Source organism: Acidovorax sp. WCS2018Noco2-16 (assembly GCF_031843945.1).
GTDB lineage: Bacteria > Pseudomonadota > Gammaproteobacteria > Burkholderiales > Burkholderiaceae_C > Paracidovorax.
Genome location: NZ_JAVTJJ010000002.1, coordinates 345,806 through 366,194, shown reverse-complemented (window position 1 = coordinate 366,194; position 20,389 = coordinate 345,806). Strand labels below are relative to the sequence as shown.

17 protein-coding genes are annotated in these 20,389 nt (G+C 64.8%); 9 read left to right on the top strand and 8 right to left on the bottom strand.

The features are described 5' to 3' along the window. Positions 1-6 precede the first annotated feature (6 nt). A complete protein-coding gene (locus tag RQI28_RS07070) occupies positions 7-399 on the top strand; it encodes a RidA family protein (protein WP_055833921.1) in 393 nt (130 codons plus the stop codon). 11 nt (positions 400-410) lie between these two features. Continuing rightward, entirely contained in the window at positions 411-1,280 is an 870-nt protein-coding gene (locus RQI28_RS07065) for an alpha/beta hydrolase (protein WP_311221902.1), read from the top strand. A 292-nt stretch (positions 1,281-1,572) separates the two neighbouring features. On the opposite strand, the gene RQI28_RS07060 is transcribed toward RQI28_RS07065, so the two are convergent. From RQI28_RS07060 to RQI28_RS07040, 4 genes are all read right to left on the bottom strand, one after another. Continuing rightward, complete coding sequence (locus tag RQI28_RS07060) at positions 1,573-1,992, bottom strand: tannase/feruloyl esterase family alpha/beta hydrolase (protein WP_311221901.1); 420 nt, start codon at positions 1,990-1,992, stop codon at positions 1,573-1,575. 47 nt (positions 1,993-2,039) lie between these two features. After that, positions 2,040-2,276, bottom strand: coding sequence for a hypothetical protein (locus tag RQI28_RS07055; RefSeq protein ID WP_311221900.1), 237 nt, complete (start codon positions 2,274-2,276; stop codon positions 2,040-2,042). Positions 2,277-2,426: 150 nt separating this feature from the next. Next, the gene (locus RQI28_RS07045) at positions 2,427-3,185 is read right to left on the bottom strand and encodes a tannase/feruloyl esterase family alpha/beta hydrolase (protein WP_311221898.1); all 759 of its coding nucleotides are present in this window, start codon (positions 3,183-3,185) and stop codon (positions 2,427-2,429) included. Between the two features lie 198 nt (positions 3,186-3,383). Further along, positions 3,384-4,391 (bottom strand): LuxR C-terminal-related transcriptional regulator, encoded by a 1,008-nt coding sequence (locus RQI28_RS07040; protein ID WP_311221897.1) that lies wholly within the window; start codon positions 4,389-4,391, stop codon positions 3,384-3,386. Positions 4,392-4,646: 255 nt separating this feature from the next. On the opposite strand from RQI28_RS07040, the gene paoA reads away from it, so the two are divergent. Genes paoA through RQI28_RS07015 form a run of 5 tightly spaced genes read left to right on the top strand, consistent with a single transcriptional unit; the run spans position 4,647 to position 10,288 of the window. Beyond that, a complete protein-coding gene (gene paoA / locus RQI28_RS07035; protein ID WP_311221896.1) occupies positions 4,647-5,300 on the top strand; it encodes an aldehyde dehydrogenase iron-sulfur subunit PaoA in 654 nt (217 codons plus the stop codon). Next, positions 5,297-6,247: a xanthine dehydrogenase family protein subunit M gene (locus RQI28_RS07030; RefSeq protein ID WP_311221895.1), complete on the top strand. Its 951-nt coding sequence runs from the start codon at positions 5,297-5,299 to the stop codon at positions 6,245-6,247. The genes paoA and RQI28_RS07030 overlap by 4 nt, the downstream gene beginning before the upstream one ends. Positions 6,248-6,250: 3 nt before the next feature. Further along, entirely contained in the window at positions 6,251-8,488 is a 2,238-nt protein-coding gene (gene paoC / locus RQI28_RS07025; protein ID WP_311221894.1) for an aldehyde oxidoreductase molybdenum-binding subunit PaoC, read from the top strand. Between the two features lie 44 nt (positions 8,489-8,532). Continuing rightward, positions 8,533-9,600, top strand: a complete 1,068-nt coding sequence (locus tag RQI28_RS07020) for an XdhC family protein (protein WP_311221893.1) — start codon at positions 8,533-8,535, stop codon at positions 9,598-9,600. Positions 9,601-9,622: 22 nt separating this feature from the next. Next, positions 9,623-10,288 carry an NTP transferase domain-containing protein gene (locus RQI28_RS07015; protein WP_311221892.1) on the top strand — a complete coding sequence of 222 codons (666 nt, stop codon included), beginning with the start codon at positions 9,623-9,625 and terminating at the stop codon, positions 10,286-10,288. 25 nt (positions 10,289-10,313) lie between these two features. Here the strand turns inward: RQI28_RS07015 and glf are convergent, their stop codons facing one another. The 4 genes from glf to RQI28_RS06995 form a co-directional block, all read right to left on the bottom strand. Further along, entirely contained in the window at positions 10,314-11,462 is a 1,149-nt protein-coding gene (gene glf / locus RQI28_RS07010; RefSeq protein ID WP_311221891.1) for a UDP-galactopyranose mutase, read from the bottom strand. A 35-nt stretch (positions 11,463-11,497) separates the two neighbouring features. After that, the gene (locus tag RQI28_RS07005) at positions 11,498-13,915 is read right to left on the bottom strand and encodes a glycosyltransferase (RefSeq protein ID WP_311221890.1); all 2,418 of its coding nucleotides are present in this window, start codon (positions 13,913-13,915) and stop codon (positions 11,498-11,500) included. 670 nt (positions 13,916-14,585) lie between these two features. Next, positions 14,586-16,502, bottom strand: a complete 1,917-nt coding sequence (locus RQI28_RS07000; RefSeq protein WP_311221889.1) for a RecQ family ATP-dependent DNA helicase — start codon at positions 16,500-16,502, stop codon at positions 14,586-14,588. Positions 16,503-16,641: 139 nt separating this feature from the next. Then, complete coding sequence (locus RQI28_RS06995) at positions 16,642-17,190, bottom strand: type 1 glutamine amidotransferase domain-containing protein (RefSeq protein ID WP_311221888.1); 549 nt, start codon at positions 17,188-17,190, stop codon at positions 16,642-16,644. Between the two features lie 310 nt (positions 17,191-17,500). On the opposite strand from RQI28_RS06995, the gene RQI28_RS06990 reads away from it, so the two are divergent. Continuing rightward, complete coding sequence (locus tag RQI28_RS06990) at positions 17,501-18,613, top strand: ligase-associated DNA damage response exonuclease (protein ID WP_311221887.1); 1,113 nt, start codon at positions 17,501-17,503, stop codon at positions 18,611-18,613. Next, a complete protein-coding gene (locus tag RQI28_RS06985; RefSeq protein ID WP_311221886.1) occupies positions 18,610-20,310 on the top strand; it encodes an ATP-dependent DNA ligase in 1,701 nt (566 codons plus the stop codon). Before RQI28_RS06990 ends, RQI28_RS06985 begins: the two co-directional genes overlap by 4 nt. Positions 20,311-20,389: the final 79 nt, after the last annotated feature.

Sequence of the window (20,389 nt, the reverse complement as noted above, 5' to 3'; positions counted from 1 at the left end):
CCCTGTATGCAGACCCTTCTTCCCCCTGGTTGGCCCCGTCCCCGCGGCTACGCCAACGGCGTGACCGCGCGCGGCCGCATGGTGTTCGTCGCCGGCATGATCGGCTGGGACGCCGAGGGCGTGTTCCACACCGACGACCTGGCCGGCCAGGCCCGCCAGGCGCTGGAGAATGTCGCCGCGGTGCTGGCCGAGGGCGGCGCCAAGACCGAGCACATCGTGCGCATGACCTGGTACGTGACCGACCGCAAGGCCTACGTGGCCGCGTACCCCGAGATCGGCAAGGCCTTCCGCGAGATCATCGGCAGCTTCAATGCGGCGATGACGGCGGTCGAGGTGTCTGGCCTGATCGAGGACCGCGCCAAGGTCGAGATCGAAGTGACCGCCGTCGTCCCCGACTGAGCGGCGCCGTTATGTCCCGGCTCTACCGCGATTTCGAGACGCAGGAGCAGATTGACGCGCAGTACGACACCGCCATCCCGGTGGCCGACCGCGCCGCCGAGATGCGCCACTACGCCGAGCGCAGCGCCCATGCGCGTGCGACGCTGCGCTGCGAACTGCGCGTGCCCTACGGCCCGACGCGCGCGGAAACGCTCGACATCTTTCCGGCCGACGCGCCCGGCGCGCCGGTCTTCGTCTTCATCCACGGCGGCTACTGGCGGGCCTTGTCGGCGAACGATTTCAGCTGCGTTGCGCTGGGCCTGCAGCGCCGCGGCATCACGGTGGTGGTGCCCGACTACGCGCTCTGCCCGGCCGTCACCCTCGACGAGATCGTGCGCCAGATGCGGGCCGCCTGCGCCTGGGTGCTGCGCAACATCGGCGCGCATGGCGGCGATTCACGCCGGGTGGCGGTGGGCGGCAGCTCCGCCGGCGGGCACCTCGCGGCCATGTGCCTGCAGACAGAATGGGCGCGCGACTACGGCCTGCCGCAGGACCCGTTCTGCGGCGCGGTGATGGCCAGCGGCCTGTTCGACCTGGCACCGCTGCGCTTCAGCTATCTGCAACCGAAGATCCAGCTGACGGAAGAACTGGTGCGGCGCAATTCGCCGGTGCTGCATGTGCGGCCCAGCCCCACGCCGGTCCTGCTGACCTGGGGCGGCTTGGAGCAACCCGAATTTGCGCGCCAGTCGCTGGCCTGGCGCGATGCTTGGATCGCTGCGGGCAATCACGCCGAGTTGCTGGCACAGCCGAACGCACATCACTTCAATGCCATCCACGGCTTTGAAGACCCGCACAGTCCACTGTGCGATTGGATGGCCGATGCGTTGATATGCCGGCCCTGACGTGTTGCAGCCATGCTTGCCGACATCGCGTGGCACGGGTTTCCTACATGTGTTGGCATAGTCAAGCATCACCATCTGGCATCACTTCAACGAGGACTCTCATGCGCAAAATGATCTTGATGGCGGTTGCCGGATTTCTCTGGAAAAAGTTCCAGGCCAACCGAGGTGCTGCCGCCACAGCGCCTTATCGCCGCAGATAAGCACTAGGAATTGATTCCCTGCCAGACCCCCTGAGCGGCACATGCCGTTCAGGGGGTCTGTGTCTTAGTAAACGCGTTTCTCAATGCGGTCTTCAGGTCGCAGAGCAAACAAAGTTTTCAGCCTTGTTCGGATCACCGGATCCGTTATATCTTGGGAACTTGGGGTATTCGCACACGGGTCGCTGCTGTGGTGCAACCGTGCTGTCGGCGGCAGGCGCGGTCGTGGCTATGAGTGTGTCGGGCGCGGCGCCGTTGCTGACCCAGTTGTCCAGCGCGGCCAGCAAATCCACTGGACGTGGGCCTGGGCCATCCAGGTTGTGTCCCGCCGAAGGTGACGTCAACATGCGGGCGAAGCTCTGAACCTTGCTGGTCCCCAAGGCTTGCTTGACGCTGTCGAAGTAGGCCGCCGTGCGGGACAGCGACACGCAGGTGTCCGACAGGCCGTACCAGATCAGCAACTTTCCTCCCTTGTTGGCAAAGGCCGAGATGTCGGGGTCTGTGCCATCGATCATTTCTGCCAGTCGCAGGTATTGCGCCTTGAACTGAGTGGGGTCGTGGCTCAGCAGTCAATGTCGGTCCGTCCTTCGACGACTTTGGCTGCCTCGTTGACGGCCATGTAGTTAAAGGAGTCGAGTGCCTCGAAGCTGGTGCCGAACATGTACGCACTCCAGTCGGTGGTAGCGGAGCCGCCACGCCCGTAGCGCGGGTAGCCGATGGCACCACGCGACAGGGGAACCTGGGTGTTGTGCGAGGCGTAGATCAGGCGGATGGATTCGATCTGCCGGCCGTCAGGCAAGAGTCGGTTTCAGCGCCCGTGCACAGCAGATCCGTGGGGACGTAGTTGCAGGCCTCAACATTGCCGATGATGCCGTCCTTGAGTCCGTCAAGCGCATCGCAGGCGCTTGTTTCCAGCCTTGGCGTACAGCGCGATCTTCGCGGGGCTGAGTCAGTTTTCTCGCTGCTCAAATATGTGCCGGATCACGGTAGGACCCAGGTTCACCTGGTGTGCCTGCTGCGCGATGGCCGGTTCCATGGCAATGACTCCGTCGTAGTCCTGGGGGTACTTCTGCGTGGAGATCAAACCGGACCGTCCGCCGTTGGAGTGGCCGAGGTGATAGCGCTGCACCGGCCCTTTGCCGTAGAAACCGGTGGCAATGGCAGTGCCCACTTCTAGCGCGAAATGGTTGGCGTCGAACGCATGGTCGCGCAGCGTCACATCGTCCCTGGTCCACTCGAAACCCCGGCTCTGGTGGCCCGAATCCGAACTGATCCGGACATAGGGCCCGGCCGATGGCCCCACCAGGTTTTGGTAGAACGGGTCGTCCGTGGGAATAAAGCCGTCCAGCGCGCCGCCGCCTACGGTCAGCGTCTTGTCGTTCCACACGCTCCGGGCCGGCAGTTCCACGGCCCAGTGGATGGTGGAGCCAGGCGACGACACGATACTGCCGCGCACAATGCAGACATCGGGAAGGGCGCCTTGCGCCGAGCGCATTTCGGTGCTGGCCATGACCGCGCCGTGGGGCAGCGCAGTCGCCTTGAAGTCTGCGCAGAACTGCGACAGCGGCTGTACGGCGACCGAGTCGCTGCCGCCACCGCCACCGCCGCCGCAGGCTGAAAGCAACAGGGCCAGCAGCATGCCTGATGCTGTGGTGGCGCGCGGCAGCGACCTGAGGGTGGCGGGGGTCGCCAGAGGATTGTGGAACATGCGTGAAGCCTCTTTTTAGACAGTGGTGGAGGTATGCGTACCCAGTTGCTCATAGCCGCTACGCGGGCGCTGATTGGCTGCGGACATGACCATATGGCTGGGCCAGGCACATGCATCCCCTGCAAATGCAGAGGGGAAGGGAAAGTCCCAGGCGTGGCTTGGCGTGGCTTGGCGTGGCGCTGCGGGGGGCCGCAGCACTCAGGCCTTGCGCAGGGCGGCCATGAGTTCTATCTTGTTGCTTACGCCCAGAGCCGAATAGGCGCTGCGCAGGTAGGTGCGCACGGTCGCCGGACTCAGCCCCAGGGTGGCCGCGATTTCCTTGTGCGAGTGCCCGCTGGCATAAAGCATGGCGGCGCTCATCTCCCGCGGCGCGAGGGGCGATTTGGCGCTGCGTGAAGGCAGGCTGACAGCCAACAACGAGCCGCACGCCTCCAGCCGGAACCGGTGCGCCCTGCCCACAGGCACCAGGGTGCAGGGCAACGCCTGAGCGCACTGCACCAACGCTTGCGGCAGCGCGGCCCCTGGCCAGCAGGGGTAGGCCGCTGACAGTGCCAGGCCCATGCGCAGCCCCGCAAAAAGCAGGCGGCCGTCGGGCTCGGCCAGTGCATAGCTTTCCCAGGGATGCTCAGGTGATCCGGGTGCCCACTGCTCCAGCGTGTGGCTCCAGTGGCACAGCAGATGCCGGGTGAATTCAGCCAGCAAGGTGGTCTCCGCATCGCCAAACGGCACCCCTGTGGGCGAGCGGTACATCGATACGAAAAAGAGAAGTCCGCTGCGCGGCAGCTCCACGGTGATGGCCATGCAGTGGTACAGGTTGTGACTCCGGCCGAAGGCAACAAGCTCCTGCGACTCCTCTCGGTCCACTGCCGCGTCCCGCTCCCTGATGACTGTACCGAGACGTTGCATCGACAGGCGCGCGAAATCATCCGCGACGGCGAGTTGGTTCCACTCTTCGGCGAACCCGCGACTGAGCCCGATGCTGCCGTGCAGCCAGTTGCGTGGCGCTGCGTCAGCACTGCCTTGCGACACTTCGCCCCACCAGGCGGAGTCAAAGGGAACCAGTCGTCGCAGCACTTGCATGGCCTCTGCCAGCAAGGTGTGCGGATGACGCCCTTGCGACAGATGCGTGAGGTCCAGCAGTGCATGGCTCAGGGCGCACATGTCCTTTTTCCGGTCGGCCTTCTCCGACGCCGTGGGTTGACGCATCCATAGGTCTCTTGGTCGTTATGGCCCGCAGTGTGCGAGGGCTGTAGTGCGAGCAATGGTAGCGAAAAATGGGATTTTAGTTAGCCTGGCTATTCATTTGCAGGGTGGCACCTTTGCGCCTGCACTGCTCCCGCCCACGGAAGGTTCAGGCGCCTGCCTACAGGCAGGGCGGGCTCTAGCCACGAATCTGTGGCACTGGTGCGCTGTCTGGCGCATGCAGCCCCATGATTCGAGATAAAACCCAATGGAACATCCATGGACTACAACGCCCAGCTTTCTCTTTCGAGGCGCGATCTGTTGATCGCCAGCGCGTCGTCGGCCGCAGCCTCGGCGGTACCAACCTCTGCCACTGCGCAGCCTTCCCCTGCTGATGTGGCTGCTTCCGCGCATGCACCAGTCCACGCCTCCGTCAGCTTGAGCGTGAATGGCGATGCTCGCCAACTCACCGTTGACACGCGTACCACATTGCTCGATGTCCTGCGCGAAAACCTGAAACTGACCGGCACCAAGAAGGGCTGCGATCACGGCCAGTGCGGCGCTTGCACGGTTCTGGTGAATGGCCGCAGAGTGGTGTCCTGCCTGAGTCTGGCTGTCATGCACGAAGGTGCCAGTGTCACCACGATCGAAGGCTTGGGCACGCCCGAGTCACCGCACGCTTTGCAGACGGCGTTTGTTAAACACGACGGCTACCAATGTGGCTACTGCACCCCCGGGCAGATCTGTTCGGCTGTGGGCGTGATCGACGAAATCCGGCGCGGAGCGCCCAGCCATGCCAGCGTGGACATCGTGTCCCAGCCCCTCTTGTCGAAGGAAGAGTTGCGAGAACGCATGAGCGGCAATCTGTGCCGCTGTGGCGCCTATTCCAACATCGTGGATGCGATCACCGAAGTGGCGGAGGCCAAGGCATGAAACCCTTCACTTACGAACGCGTGACATCGCCCGCTCAGGCGGCCGCCGCAGTCGCGGCACGGCCCGGCGCAAAGTTTGTTGCGGGCGGCACCAACCTGTTGGACCTGATGAAGCTTCAGATCGAGACGCCCGCGCATCTGGTGGACGTCAACGGCATCGGCCTGGACGCCGTAGAGCCCACCCCGCAGGGCGGCCTGCGTATCGGCGCGCTAGTACGCAACAGCGATCTGGCAGCCCATCCCCGTGTGCGTAAGGATTACGGTGTTTTGACCCGTGCGCTGGTGGCCGGCGCGTCCGGGCAGTTGCGCAACATGGCGACCACAGCGGGCAACCTGCTGCAACGCACCCGTTGCCCGTACTTCTACGACACCAACATGCCATGCAACAAGCGCGTGCCAAACAGCGGCTGCTCTGCCATCGAGGGCTTCAGCCGCCAACTGGCGGTGATCGGCAGCAGCGACGCATGCATTGCCACGCATCCGAGCGACATGGCGGTCGCGCTGCGAGTGCTCGACGCCACTGTGGAGACCGTGCGTGCAGATGGAGCCAAACGCGTCATCCCTATCGCCGACTTCCATCGACTGCCAGATAAAACGCCCCACGTCGAAACGCAGCTGCAACCGGGCGAACTCATCACTGCAGTGACACTTCCCGCGCCTGTGGTCGGCATGCAGATCTACCACAAGGTACGTGACCGGGCGTCGTATGCCTTCGCGCTGGTCTCGGTGGCTGCCATCGTCCAACGGGATGGCAGCGGCCGTGTCGCATTGGGCGGCATGGCTCACAAGCCATGGCGGGTTGAGGCGGCGGAGGCCGAAATGCGGCATGGCGCCAAGGCCGTGATGGATCGGGTTCTGGCCGGTGCGCGACCTACCCACGAAAACGCGTTCAAGCTGCCGCTGGCCGAGCGCACGCTGGCCGCGGTCCTGCACCAGGCACGGAGCTGATTCATGAAATTCGATACCCCCGCTACGAGCAACCCGATCGATCAGCTCAAGATCGTCGGCAAGCCGGTAGATCGCATCGACGGCTTGCTGAAGACCACAGGAACTGCGCCTTACGCCTATGAACGCCATGAAGCCGTGCCTCACCAGGCATACGGATATGTGGTGGGCTCCGCGATTGCCAAGGGGCGGATCCGCAGCATGGACTCGTCCGTCGCGCGCAAGGCGCCTGGCGTGCTCACCATCGTCACCGCCCAAACAGCCGGCAAGCTGGGCCAGGGAAAGATGAACACGGCCGCGTTGCTGGGCGGGCCGGAGATTGCCCATTACCACCAGGCTGTGGCGCTGGTGGTGGCTGAAACCTTCGAGCAGGCACGCGCCGCTGCTCAGCTGCTGCGGGTGGACTATGAACGCTCTGCTGGCAACTACGATCTGGCCAAGGCCAAAGACACGGCCGTCAAACCCAAGGAGATCAACGGCTCTGCGCCTGACACCCAGGTGGGCGACTTCCACAGCGCTTTTGCCGCCGCGCCGGTGCGGATAGATGCCATGTACACGACGCCCGACCAGTCGCACGCCATGATGGAGCCGCACGCCACCATCGCCAGCTGGAAGGGCGACGAGCTGACCGTCTGGACGTCCAACCAGATGATCGATTGGGGCAAGGGCGAGTTGGCCAAGACGCTGGGCATTCCCAAGGACAAGGTGCGGCTGGTATCCCCGTTCATTGGCGGGGGCTTCGGTGGCAAGCTGTTTCTGCGGGCGGACGCCCTGCTGGCCGCGCTGGGCGCGCGTGCCTCGGGACGCCCGGTCAAGGTCGCGTTTCAACGCCCGTTGATGATCAACAACGCGACGCACAGGCCTGCAACGATCCAGCGCGTGCGGCTGGGTGCGAATGCGGATGGAAAGATCACAGCCATCGGCCATGAATGCTGGTCGGGCGACCAGCCGAAAGGGCAGGCCGATGCAGCGGTGGACCAGACCCGCAAGCTCTACGCCGGCGCGCACCGGATGACGGCCACCCGCCTGGCCGTGCTCGACCTGCCAGAGGCGAACGCCATGCGCGCGCCCGGGGAGGCCACCGGGCACATGGCGCTGGAGATCGCCATGGACGAACTCGCAGAGCAACTGGCGCTGGACCCCGTGGAACTGCGCATTCGCAACGACACGCAGGTCGTGCCCGACACCGGCGAAAAGGCCGAGGGGGATGGCCAGTCCTTCAAGAAGCCTTTTTCGCAACGCGAACTCATCCAGTGTCTGCGAGTGGGCGCCGACCGCTTCGGCTGGAGTCAGCGCAACGTGCGCCCCGCCCAGAACCGCGACGGCCGTTGGCTCGTGGGCATGGGGGTGGCTGCGGCGTATCGCGGTGCGCCGGTAATGAAGTCGGCGGCGCGCGTGCGCTTGAACGGCCACGGGTTCATCACGGTCGAAACCGACATGACCGATATCGGCACAGGCAGCTACACCATCATTGCCCAGACAGCTGCAGAGATGATGGGCGTCCCACTAGGCAGCGTTTTCGTGCGCCTGGGCGATTCCACCTTTCCGGTGTCCGCGGGGTCGGGTGGCCAGTGGGGAGCAGCCAGTTCCACCTCGGGGGTTTATGCGGCGTGTGTGAAGTTGCGCGAAGACATTGCACGCAAGCTTGGCTTCGATCCAGCGCAGGCGAGTTTTGCGGATGGCAAGGTCACGGCGGCAGGTCGCAGTGTTGCGCTGTCCGAGGCTGCCAGTGGCGGTGACCTGGTGGCTGAGGACTCCATCGAGTTCGGCGAGTTGGAAAAGACATCGCAGCAGTCAACTTTCGGTGCGCACTTCGTGGAGGTCGGTGTCGATGCGTTCACGGCAGAGGTGCGTGTACGCCGCATGCTCGCAGTTTGCTCGGCCGGTCGCATCCTGAACCCCAAGTCGGCACGCAGCCAGGTGATTGGCGCCATGACGATGGGCGTGGGTGGCGCGCTGATGGAAGAACTGGCGGTAGACACGCGGCACGGTTTTTTCGTCAACCACGATCTGGCAGGCTATGAGGTGCCGGTACATGCCGACATCCCCCACCAGGACGTGATCTTTCTAGACGGCGTTGATCCGGTGGCGTCTCCGATGAAAGCCAAGGGCGTCGGTGAGCTCGGCATCTGTGGTGTGAGTGCCGCCATTGCAAACGCCATCTACAACGCCACCGGTGTGCGTGTGCGCGACTACCCCGTGACGCTGGAAAAGCTGTTGAAGGGTTTGCCCCGTGCTGCGTAATCCTGCGGCTTGGGAGTCAGAAGTTCTGCCCGGTGGGAGGCGCCATGGATGACCTGGACAGCAGGGTGTTGCGCCGTGCCAGCGAGTGGATAGCGGCCGGCACTCCTGCGGCGCTCGTCACGGTTGTGCGCACCTGGGGCTCGGCCCCCCGGCCGCCGGGCTCGATGATGGCTATCAATGTGCAGGGCGAGACGGTGGGCTCGGTATCGGGCGGCTGCATCGAGGATGATCTGGTCGATCACATCCGCGCTGGCGGCATCGAAAAACTGTGTGCGCAGGGGCTGCCCACCGTGCTGCGCTACGGCATCTCCGCCGACCAGGCGCATCGATTCGGATTGCCCTGCGGCGGCACGATGGAGCTGGTGGTGGAGGCGCTCTCCGCACGCAGTCGGCTGGACGAGTTGCTGCAAGCGTGCCTGCGCCGCGAGAACACTGAACGGTCGCTGAACCTGCAAACGGGGCAGGTAGATTTGCGGCCGGCGTCGCAGGACGGCTTGCCCCGTCTGGACGAGTCCTGCCTGCACACCACGCTAGGTCCGCGTGCCCGAATCATCGTGATTGGCGCGGGCGACCTGTCGGGCTTTCTGTGCCAGATCGCGCTGGGGCTGGGTTTCGAGGCCATTGTGTGTGACCCCCGGGCCGAGCATCGAGCCACCTGGTCAGTGCCGGGCGTCACGGTCAGCCAGGAAATGCCAGACGATCTGATCTTGCGCCTGCAGCCCGACGCACGAACCGCGGTCGTTGCATTGACCCACGACCCCAAGCTGGATGACATGGCACTGATCGATGCGCTGCAGTCGAAGGCGTTCTACGTGGGGGCCATTGGCTCCCGTCGCAACGCCGCCATGCGGGCGGAGCGGTTGCAGGTGCACTTCGGCCTGTCGCCGCAAGATCTGCAGTCATTGCACTGCCCTGCGGGCCTTTACGTTGGAAGCAAGACCCCGGCCGAGATTGCCTTGTCGATCATGGCGGAGGTAGTGGCGGCCAAGAACGGGGTGCTTATTCCCCGGCAAGCGCAGGTGGCTGCGGCAAAGAGTTTGCAAGAGGGTAGCAATCGAGTTGCAGGCAGCAGTGCCGATGCCGCTCATACAGCCGCCCCTTGCGCGCTGTGAGCCTGTGGCGATGATGTAGCCCGTGTTGCAAGTCTTCCCATCTTCTGAAGCCTGCGTGCCATGCGCCGTGGTGCTGGCCGCCGGCCAGGGTCGTCGCATGGGCGGCTGCGCCAAATCGGCGCTGCGATTGGGGGAGTTGACCGTGCTAGAGCACCTCGTGACCGCATTCAGGGGCGCAGGTGTCGAGCACGTCAGCGTGGTGCTGGGGCCTTACCGCGACCTGCTGCTGCCGCTGGTCGAGCGTTGTGGCGCCATGCCTGTCATCCACAGCTTGGCGGAGCCTGAATTGGTGGATTCGCAGCGCCTGGCGCTGGAGGCCCACGCATCCCACCATCCGGGCCATGACCTGATTTTGGTTCTGGGGGACTTGCCGCTTCTACGGGCTGAACATTTGCGGCTGGTGATGAGCGCATGGCAAGGCCGGGCTGCAAGCGTGCAGGCGCTGGTGCCCACTGTTGATGGCACCCACGGTCACCCCGTGGTGCTGTCGTATGCAGCGGTGAGCGCCATCCGGTTGCAGCAGCCCGAGGCCGGGGTGCGGGACTGGATGCGTTCTCACCCCGCGCACATCTGGCACCTGCCTTGCCAAGACCAGGCGCATATTGCCGACCTGGACAGTCCCGAGGACCTTCGGAGGCTTCGGCAGCTGGCTTATCCAAACGCCGCCCACGGACTACTGCCGGGGTAAATATGCGCTGGCCCGGTGCCGTTTGCTAAAGCGGATCCACGACAAAGCTCTCCATCGCGGTGCCCAAGGCAAGGTTTTCCTGAAGCTGCTGTGCCGCATCCAGTGCCTCGGCAATCGTCACGTGCATGTCGATGTAGCGGTAGGTGCCCAGCCTGCCGACAAAGGTGACGCCACGCTCCTGGCGTGCGCGTTCCACGTACTGAGCCAGCAGCGTCTTCTCGTTGACCAGCCGGATGGGGTAGTAGGGAGTGTCTTCCTCATCACACAGGCGGCTGTACTCTTTGAAGATCACGGTATCTGCGTGCTGCTCCCAAGGTGCGAAATGCTTGTGCTCAGAGATTCGGGTCCAGGGCACCGACACGTCGCAGTAGTTGATGACAGCGTTTCCTTGGTAGTCGCCGTGGTGATCCTCGCGCACGAAATCGAGCGTGCGATAGCCCAGGCGACCCGCGTCGTAGCCGAACCACGCGTCGATCGGACCACTGCAGAAGACGTGGTCGTAATCTGAAGCGAGCGATCGGTCGAACGCCGTGCCCAGATGCACGGAGACGTTGGGCAGATCGAGCAGGTTGTCGACGATGGCCGTGTAGCCGTCGCGGGGAATGCCCTGGTACAGGCTCGCGTAATAGTTGTCGTCGTAGTTGAAGCGCACCGGCAGACGCTTGAGGATGCTGGCTGGCAGCGCAGCCGGTGACATGCCCCATTGCTTGGTGGTGTAGCCGGCAAAAAAAGCTTCGTAGAGATCGCGGCCCATCAAGTGCAGCGCCTGCTCTTCGAAGTTCTGCGGTTCGGCATCACCATGCTCGCCAATCTGGGTAAAGAAGGCTGCGGCCTCCTCCGGCGAAAAGGTCTTGCCGAAGAACTGGTTGATGGTCAGCAGATTCAGCGGCAGTGAGAAGACCCGGCCAGCCGTGATGGCCTTGACGCGGTTGACGAAGGGAACAAATTCACCGAACTGGCGAATGTAATCCCACACCTTCAGGTTGCTGGTGTGAAAGATATGCGGGCCGTAGGTATGAACCATCACGCCGCTTTTGTCGTCGCGCGCGGTGTGGCAGTTGCCTCCCACATGCGGGCGGCTGTCGAACACTTCCACGGCGTGGCCGGCCTTGCCCAGCTCCTGGGCCAGGACAGCGCCTGAAAAGCCGGCGCCGACGATTGCAATACGAGACATGGTGCCCTCCTGAGCGAAAACGGAATGGGCGTGAATCACGTAGCGGAGGCGGCTGCCTCAGCCGTATCTGCCGTATTGGCTTGCATCGTGTGCAAAGGCTCCAGTTCGTCGCTGGTGTCGAACCGCTCCAGCAACAGCTGCATGGCCGTTGCGGTGAGGTCCCACGAAGTGGCTGCCACCTTGTCGGTGGCCTTGGCTTCGAACACCGATCGCTCTTCTGCATTCCAGCCCAGAATCTTTTCACACGCTGCGATGAAGTCGCCGTGCGATTCGGCGATGGGCACCACGCCCGCATAGTGCTGGCGCACGTCATGGATGTCGGTGCTCACCACCGGCTTGCCGGCAGCCAGGTATTCCAGAGTCTTGGTGGGGCTGATGAAACGGGTGGAAGCGTTGAGTGCAAAGGGCATCAAACACACGTTCCAGCCCGCCAGGAATGCAGGCAGCTCGTCGTACCGCCGTTGACCCATCCAGTGCAGGTTGGGCCGTTGCGGAAGCTTGGCGGCGTCGATCTTGACGACCGGCCCCACCATTACCCACTGCCACTCCGGATGCGCGTCGGCCGCCGCTGCGATCAGCGCGATGTCGAGCCGCTCGTCGATCACACCGTAGTAACCCAGCCGGGGTTGCGCCAGGCCCGCTTGATCGGGGTGGTCAGCCACGCCGGTCTGCCCGAAGTGCGCGTGGTCGACGCTGCTGGGAAAGCAGTGCACTTCTGCATGCCTGCCGCGCTTGGACTCGTAGAGGCTCCTGCCACCCGCAAAGACCAGGTCGACCGACTTGAACAGTTCCTCTTCACGGGCCAGCAGTTCCTTGGGTGCAAAGTCGAAGGCGGCGAGTTCGTCCATGCAGTCGTAGATCGACCCGCGCGGCATCAGATCCTTCGCAAGAGGAATCGCCATGGGCGTGTAGAACCACAGCAGATAGTCGTCGATACCGCGTTCCTGCAGATGATCCGCAAGCAGCGTGCGCATCGTGTCCATGTGCTGCGCGTCGAAGCCTTGCGCCGTGCCCTGCACGTGCATGCGCACCACTGTGACTCCAGCGCAAGGGCTGTAGTGTTCCAGCCAGGGGCGGTCTGCGCCTGGCATGGGCTCTTCAACGAAAAGCACCGGGTGCTGTGCAGCCAGGCGGGACAGCAATTGCTGCGGGCGCTGATAGACGAAGTCCCAACGGAGATGGGAAAACGCGATGATGGTGTTCATGGGGGACTCCGGTTGCAAAGGTGAAAAAGGGAGGTCGGCACAGGGCCGTTGTTCGAGTCGCTGCTGCCAGTGCTTCAGCCGTTCTGCATAGGGCGTGCAAAGGTGGCGCTGGTAGTCGCCGACGTCCGCGTTCGGCACGTCCCACAAGCCGCTGTGGTGCCAGTGGTGCGAGTCCTGCCAGTCAGGCCGATCGATCAGCGGGTACAGGCACACGCCGACCAGTGGAATGCCGCGCGCTTTGCAGGCGGCCGACTCCGCTGCGACGTGGTCGAACCAGTCGCCACGGCCTATGCCGACATGCCCCGTTTCGGACAGGCACAGCGGCCGCTGATAGCGGTTCCACATCTGCGCGATCAAGTCCGACGGCCGGCGCCGGCGCGTGTCGTTGAGATGCCAATGCAGGCGTGCGTAGCTGCCGTGCTCCCACTGGTTGTTGTGGTAGTAATTCAGCCCCACCAGGTCAAGGTATCGCGGGGCCCCGCCCAACTCAGGGGCCGCCAGCCCGCACAGCATGTCCCAGGCTTCGAACTGGCCTGCATGCTCTAGCGCGGCAGCCGCACACAGGGCAGGCCCGGCGCCCAGCGGTGCTTCCACATGCACGACAGGATCGGTGTGCAAAATTCGCGCATGGGGCGCGATCTCCCAGACCGCGTCGGTGCCACGCAGGGCTGCAAGCACCAACAGCCGCTTGAGCACAGAGCTGCGCTCTGGGTCTGCGGGTGTGTAGGGCCAGATGAGGCCCGTGTGCGTGACAGCCCAGGCCAGAAACGAAATTTCATTGACTGGCTGGTAGACCGCTGCCGGCCCTGCCACCTCGTGCAGCACTCGGGCAACGGTGCGGCAATGTGCCGCAAATGTATCGATGAACTCTTCAGGCCGCTCAAACGGATCCAGGCGATCCGGCCAGCCATAGTGCATCAGGGTCCAGATGACCTGTACGCCGTGGGATGCCGCAATCCTTGCCTGATTGCCCAGCGCGCGCAACCCTGCAGCGCCGGACTGATCCAGAAGTCGCCAGCCCACGCTTTCGCGCACGGTCCGAATACCGAACGGCTGCAATGCGCTGTAGTCTTCGTGCAGCCGGTCAGCGTGGCCGTTGCGCTCGTTCGGATTGAGAGGGATGCCCAAGCCATTGATATGGTCGGCACCTTCGAATCCTCCCAGCCAGAAGCTGAGGAAGGGCTGGTCGTGTGGGTTTGGCGCAGATGCATGCTGCCGCATGGCGGCATGCTGCTTCGTGCGTTGCATGTTGATAGCCGTCACTTCATGCAACCCCATTCAAGTTCGCTCGTGCGCAGGCCGCCGGGTGTTGCGTCTGGTCTGCACCAAAGCCACCGGCAATCCTCGCGCCATAGGCGCTGCCGATTTGCGCTAGCCGCACAAAGGCCACTCCCATTCGGCGGTGAATTCTTTCACCCAGACGGTGTAGTGCTGACGATGACGGAGGGAACACGTGGGGACTTTGAAAGTGTTGGGCGGCCCAATGCCGCGGTCGCTGTGCGTTGAACCCGTGGGAGGGATGTAGTGAGCCTGCGCTCGCAGCCATGCTGCCGTGTAGGCGCACGTGCCGCCCATTCCTCAGGGAAAAGCGCTGGGAAAAAACAGGGGGGCGAGAGTGAAGTCTGCAAGCGCTCAGAAAGCGAGTGCGTGCGAGCCAGTGCAGAGGAGCAATGGCAGTTCACGGGCCGGTGTGGGGTGTGGATGCGCCAGTGCCTATCTGGCTGGCGGTTTCCACAGCGTGTGCGCGACCTTCAATATGGGTCAGCAAGCTTGACGCAGCCCGCACCATGCGGGCAGCCCAGTATGGGGCATGCGGCTAGATATGACTCTAGAGTGGGATTAGGTCTTGCAATCGCTCGCGATCCCCTGGCAATCGAGTGTTGCGCCAAGGGTGGCGATGCCGCCAGGAGTGCCGAGGCTACGCGCTTTGCAGTGCCGGGTGGGCCGCGCTTGGCTCCACTGCCGCGTCGTTCGCAGCGGCCGTCGTAACCGCCTTGGGCTTGCGGGCACGGCGCACAAAGTCCGGCTGAAAGCATCGCCGGCTTCCGTCCGCGAAGGCCACGGTGACCGATTGCGCTTCGATCGACACCACCGTGCCTGCTCCGTAACGCTTGACGCGCACCAGTGCACCGATCTCGAACGGGACAGGTGCCACGTCGCCAAGAATGGCCGTGGCTCTGGCAGGTGAGGGCACCGCCGCCGTCGCAACGCGTGTGAGCGGTGAGTCGGTCGGAATCTGAGTCGACCGCTGGGTCGCAAGATCTACCCGGGCATGTTCCGTCTCGCGCACCAGCGCCATGCGCACGCAGTTGTCGCACACGCCGCAGGCCGGGGCGTCATCAATCTGGTTCATCGTGCCCAGTAGCACCTGCCAGCGGCAACGTCCCGTCTGCGCATAGAACACCATGTGTTCCAGGCCGTCCTGGTCCTGCGTGCGCTTTTGCACATAGTCTTCCACCAACGCAGCCAATGCAGATTCACTGAGGCCGTTGCGCTGCAGCTTGACCTGGCCGTCGGCGTTTTGCACTGCAACCCGGCGGCGCCGCAGCAGGCCCAGCGCCACTTGCAGCTTGGCGCGGGGCCGATCCAGCGTTCGCTGCAGCGAATCAAGAGTCCACGCAACATCGTTCCCGGGTGGTGGGTCTTGCAGTGCTTCGTACAGCGCTGACAGGTCTTCGAGCGTGGGATAGCGGCCGGCCAGAAAAAACTGCTGGACGGCCTTGTCCTTGCGCAGAAACAGCAGCGTGCAGTCGGCAGGCTGGCCGTCCCGGCCCGCACGCCCCGCCTCCTGGTAGTAGGCGTCCAGTCCGCCAGGCATCTGGTAGTGCACCACGAAGCGCACGTCCTGCTTGTCGATGCCCAGGCCAAAGGCGTTGGTGGCCACCATCACCCGGGTGTCGCCCTGCATGAAGCGGTCCTGGGCTTCGCTGCGCTCGGCTGACGGCATGCGGCCGTGGTACAGCCCCACCGATTCCCCCTTGCCAGCCAGCAGGCCATGCGCCTCCTCAGCGGCTTTCACGGTCGCGGCGTAGATGATTCCCGAGCCGGTCGATTGGCGCACCGTGCGCAGCAGCGCATCGCGCTTCTCGGCTTCGGTGGCCAGTTGCTCTGCGTGAAAGCGCAGGTTGGGCCGGTAGGTGCCGGTATCGAGCAGGCCGGCGGCCGGTATGCCCAACTGGCGCCGCACATCTTGCGCTACAGCGCCGGCCGCTGTGGCGGTCAACGCCAGCACTGGCGGCTTGCCCAGGCGGGGCAAGGCCTGGGCGATATCGAGAAAAGCCGGGCGAAAGTCGTGGCCCCACTGCGAAATGCAATGGGCCTCGTCCACCACCAGCAAGCCCACCGGGCCGCTGTCACACAGCAGCGCCATGAACTCGCCATCGCACAGCCGCTCGGGCGTGGTGAGGATGATGCGGGCGCTGCCATCGGCAATGGACTGCTCGGCTGACTGCGCTTCGGCGCTGGACAGCGCGCTGTGCAACTGCACCGCTGCCACGCCACATTCGCGCAGCGATTCGCACTGGTCGCGCATCAGCGCGATCAGTGGCGACACCACCACGGTGCGTCCTTCGATCAGCAGCGCGGGCAACTGGTAGCACAGGGACTTGCCGGCGCCGGTAGGCATCACAGCCAGCGTGTTCTCGCCGCGCAGCACACGTTCAATCACCTCGCGCTGGCCTGCGCGCAATGCGCGCAGGCCGAACACATCTTGCAGCACGGCCTGGATGCGGGCCTTGCCGGGAACGCGGCGAGCAGTGCGGTGTAAGGAGGATTTGGCTGCGGCACCGGCAGAGCGGGGTGCGCGATGGCTGCGAACAGCGTTGGAAGCGGGCATGGTATCTTGAGTGCATGAAGGCCGCGCGGTGCGCCGCCATGAATGCATCGTCTCGCCGCCAAACGGGCCGTTGCGTGGGACGGTGCTTACGCCACCTGTCGTCCCGTGGCGCAAGCCCTCAAATAGGCATCTGGCAGGGTCAGCGCACGCACTCCAGCAGCTTGGCGTTGAACGCGGGCAGGTCGTCCGGCTTGCGGCTGCTGACCCAGCGGCCATCCACGCAGACCTCCTTGTCTACCCAGGTTGCGCCTGCGTTGCGCAAGTCGGTGGCCAGGCTCGGCCAGCTGGTTACCGTGCGGCCCTGCACCAGGCCCGCGTCGATCAGCAGCCAGGCCCCGTGGCAGATCACGGCGATGGGCTTGCCCGCTTCGTCGAACGCGCGCGCAAAGGCCTGCGCCTGTTCGTCCGTACGCAGTGCGTCGGCATTGATCACACCGCCCGGCAGCAGCAACACGTCGAAGTCTTCCGCACGTGCTGCGCCCAGCACGACATCGACCTCGAAGGTGTCCGCCTTCTCGTCGTGGTTGAAGCCTTGTAGTGCCTTGTTTTTCGGAGCAACAATGAGCGTCTGGGCTCCAGCCTGCTGCAACGCATCGCGAGGGCTGGTCAGCTCGATCTGCTCGAAGCCGTCAGTCACCAGAATGGCGACCTTGCGGCCGGGTTGCGATGAGATGGCGGGTGCGTTCATGAACAATCTCCTGTCTGTGAGGGAAGGGAAAGGATCGTCGATCCTCCCGTTGGGATGGGACCGCAGTGGTAGGAGAAGGGCGTGCGCATCCGTCACCGCGGCCCGCCATGCGCGGCTCAAGAATGCTCCGTAGGCTTTGGCTGACATCGCCGTGCGGTGTCGCCCGCCGGACCGGGCTTGGCGGGCCTTCTACATTTCATTCCATGCAAGCGCAGACGGCACTGTTCACTACGTACACGGCATTGGTTCGTGAGGTCAGGCAGGGTGCTTCGGAGCGCTGCTCCCCTTTTGATGACAGGCAGCAACGGCCATGACAACGATGGCCCCAGCTTCAGCCTCCACATCAGGCGATCTCGTCATCGCCCGTCCGCAAGGCCTTTACTGCACTGCTGGTGACTTCTACATCGACCCTTGGCGGCCGGTGGAGCGCGCGGTGATCACACATGGCCATTCGGACCACGCCCGCATGGGGCACGCCCACTATCTGGCGCACACCGACAGCGAAGGCACCTTGCGCCAGCGGCTGGGCGCCGACATCAACCTGCAGACCCTGCCGTACGGCCAGGTCATTGAGCACCACGGGGTCAAGCTGTCGCTGCACCCGGCCGGGCACGTGCTGGGTTCGGCCCAGGTGCGGTTGGAACACGGTGGCCGCGTGTGGGTGGCGTCAGGAGACTACAAGACCGAGGCCGATGGAACCTGCACGCCGTTCGAGCCCGTGCGCTGCGACACCTTCATCACCGAATCCACCTTCGGTTTGCCCATCTACCGCTGGCCGACCCAACCCGTGCTGTTTGCCGACATCAATGCCTGGTGGCGCGCCAACGCGGCCGACGGGCGCCCTTCGGTGTTGTTCTGTTATGCGTTCGGCAAGGCGCAGCGCATCCTGCACGGCGTGGATCGCAGCATCGGGCCCATCGTGGTACACGGTGCGGTCGAGCCGCTGAACGACGTCTACCGCGCAGCCGGTGTGGACTTGCCCGACACGCTGCGCGCCACCGACCCGCTGGTGACGCCGCAGCTGCTAAAGACGGCTTTGGTGCTGGCGCCGCCCTCCGCCCAGGGCACGCCCTGGATGCGCCGCTTCCCGCGCCATTCCGATGCCTTCGCCAGCGGCTGGATGCAGCTGCGCGGCACGCGCCGGCGGCGCGGTGTGGATCGAGGTTTCATCATGTCCGACCATGCCGACTGGCCGGGGCTGCAGTCGGCCATCGGCGGCACGGGGGCCGAGCGCGTGTTCGTCACCCACGGCAGCGTGGCGGTGCTGGTGCGCTGGCTGCGCGAACAGGGGCTGGATGCGCAATCGTTTCATACCGAGTACGGCGACGAAGACGACCAGCCCGAGGTTGCCAAGCCTGCCGATGGCGCAGCCGATGCCACGCCCGACTCCCCGCTGGCCGCGCAGGAACCGGCCGGCGCATGAAGGACTTTGCAGCGCTTTACCGCGCGCTCGACGCCAGCACGTCCAACCTGGCCAAGCAGGCTGCACTGCGTGCCTACCTGGAGGTTGCGCCGCCCGAGGACGCGGCCTGGGCGGTCTACTTTTTGGCCGGCGGCAAGCCCCGCCAGCTGGTGCCGTCCAAGCTGCTGCGCAGTTTTGCGCGCGACGCGGCCGGGCTGCCCGAATGGCTGTTCGACGAAAGTTACGACGCGGTGGGCGACCTGGCGGAAACCATCGCGCTGCTGCTGCCTGCGCCGCAGCAAACCCATGAACTGGGCCTGGCGCAGTGGATGGAGCACCAGCTGCTGCCCCTGCGCGGCCAGCCGCCCGAAGCGCTCGAGCCCACGCTGCGCGCGCAGTGGGCAGCCCTGGCGCCGGACGAGCGGCTGGTGTACTTCAAGCTCATCACCGGGGCCTTTCGCGTCGGCGTGTCGCGCCTGCAGGTGACGCAGGCGCTGGCGGCCGTCAGCGGCGTGGATGCCAAACGCGTCGCCCAGCGGCTGATGGGCTACACGCACATCGGCGCCCGGCCGGGGGCTGCCGACTACCAGCGGCTGGTGGTGGCGGCCGACGCTGCGGGGGACGACGTGGCCGAAGGCGAAGTGCGCGGCCACCCGTACCCCTTCTTTCTGGCGCACCCGCTGCAGTTGCCGGTGGAGCGTTTCGATGACGTGTTTGGCCCGCACGAACGCTGGCAGGTGGAGTGGAAGTGGGACGGCATTCGCGCCCAACTGGTGCGCCGCGCAGCGGCCGATGGATCGGCGGTGGGCACCTGGCTGTGGTCGCGCGGCGAAGAATTGGTGAGCGACCGTTTTCCCGAACTGCAGGCCATGGGCGAGCAACTGCCGCCCGGCACCGTGCTGGACGGCGAGATCGTTGTTTGGCGCGCGGCCGATGGCGACGTGCCGGCGCGAGTGCGCCCCTTCGCCGATCTGCAAAAGCGCATCGGCCGCAAGACGCTGGGCCCCAAGCTGCTGCGCGATCTGCCCGTGGTGTTGCTGGCCTACGACCTGCTGGAAGAGGGCGGCGAAGACCTGCGCACGTTGCCGCAGCACGAGCGGCGCGCGCGGCTCGACGCACTCATCGCCCGCCATCCGCATCCCGCGCTCATCGCCAGCCCGGTATTGCAGGGCGACAGCTGGCAGGCCCTGGCCGAGCAGCGCAGCGGCGCCCGCGCGCTGGGGGTGGAAGGCATGATGCTCAAGGCGCGCGATGCGCAGTACGGCGTGGGCCGCACCAAGGACGTGGGCACCTGGTGGAAGTGGAAGATCGACCCGCTCTCCATCGATGCCGTGCTGATCTACGCGCAGCGCGGCCACGGCCGGCGGGCCACGCTCTACAGCGACTACACCTTCGCGGTGTGGGACGGCGCGCCCGGCACCGAGGGCCGCCAGCTCGTGCCTTTCGCCAAGGCCTATTCCGGGCTCACCGATGCCGAGATGGCGCGGGTGGATGCCGTCATCCGCCGCACCACGGTGGAAACCTTCGGTCCCGTGCGCAGCGTCAAGCCCACGCTGGTGTTCGAGCTGGGCTTTGAAGGCATCGCCCGCAGCAGCCGGCACAAGAGCGGCATTGCGGTGCGCTTTCCGCGCATGCTGCGCTGGCGCGAAGACAAGCCCGTGGCCGAGGCCGATTCGCTGCAAACGCTGGCCGCGCTGTTGCCGCATTCCGATCCATGAAAGCCGACTGCTATCGTTTTAATAGCTACTTGCGCTTGATGGATGAGCGCTGGAGGCCGATTTGGCTTGAAATCTGCTG

Bases quoted from the DNA above. Each gene is read 5' to 3' on its own strand.
- RQI28_RS07045 (WP_311221898.1), bottom strand. From the start codon at position 3,185: ATGTTCCACAATCCTCTGGCGACCCCCGCCACCCTCAGGTCGCTGCCG.
- glf (WP_311221891.1), bottom strand. From the start codon at position 11,462: ATGTCTCGTATTGCAATCGTCGGCGCCGGCTTTTCAGGCGCTGTCCTG.
- RQI28_RS07020 (WP_311221893.1), top strand. From the start codon at position 8,533: ATGGATGACCTGGACAGCAGGGTGTTGCGCCGTGCCAGCGAGTGGATA.
- RQI28_RS07005 (WP_311221890.1), bottom strand. From the start codon at position 13,915: ATGCAACGCACGAAGCAGCATGCCGCCATGCGGCAGCATGCATCTGCG.
- paoA (WP_311221896.1), top strand. From the start codon at position 4,647: ATGGACTACAACGCCCAGCTTTCTCTTTCGAGGCGCGATCTGTTGATC.
- RQI28_RS07030 (WP_311221895.1), top strand. From the start codon at position 5,297: ATGAAACCCTTCACTTACGAACGCGTGACATCGCCCGCTCAGGCGGCC.
- RQI28_RS06985 (WP_311221886.1), top strand. From the start codon at position 18,610: ATGAAGGACTTTGCAGCGCTTTACCGCGCGCTCGACGCCAGCACGTCC.
- paoC (WP_311221894.1), top strand. From the start codon at position 6,251: ATGAAATTCGATACCCCCGCTACGAGCAACCCGATCGATCAGCTCAAG.
- RQI28_RS07060 (WP_311221901.1), bottom strand. From the start codon at position 1,992: ATGATCGATGGCACAGACCCCGACATCTCGGCCTTTGCCAACAAGGGA.
- RQI28_RS07070 (WP_055833921.1), top strand. From the start codon at position 7: ATGCAGACCCTTCTTCCCCCTGGTTGGCCCCGTCCCCGCGGCTACGCC.
- RQI28_RS06990 (WP_311221887.1), top strand. From the start codon at position 17,501: ATGACAACGATGGCCCCAGCTTCAGCCTCCACATCAGGCGATCTCGTC.
- RQI28_RS07000 (WP_311221889.1), bottom strand. From the start codon at position 16,502: ATGCCCGCTTCCAACGCTGTTCGCAGCCATCGCGCACCCCGCTCTGCC.
- RQI28_RS07040 (WP_311221897.1), bottom strand. From the start codon at position 4,391: ATGCGTCAACCCACGGCGTCGGAGAAGGCCGACCGGAAAAAGGACATG.
- RQI28_RS07065 (WP_311221902.1), top strand. From the start codon at position 411: ATGTCCCGGCTCTACCGCGATTTCGAGACGCAGGAGCAGATTGACGCG.
- RQI28_RS06995 (WP_311221888.1), bottom strand. From the start codon at position 17,190: ATGAACGCACCCGCCATCTCATCGCAACCCGGCCGCAAGGTCGCCATT.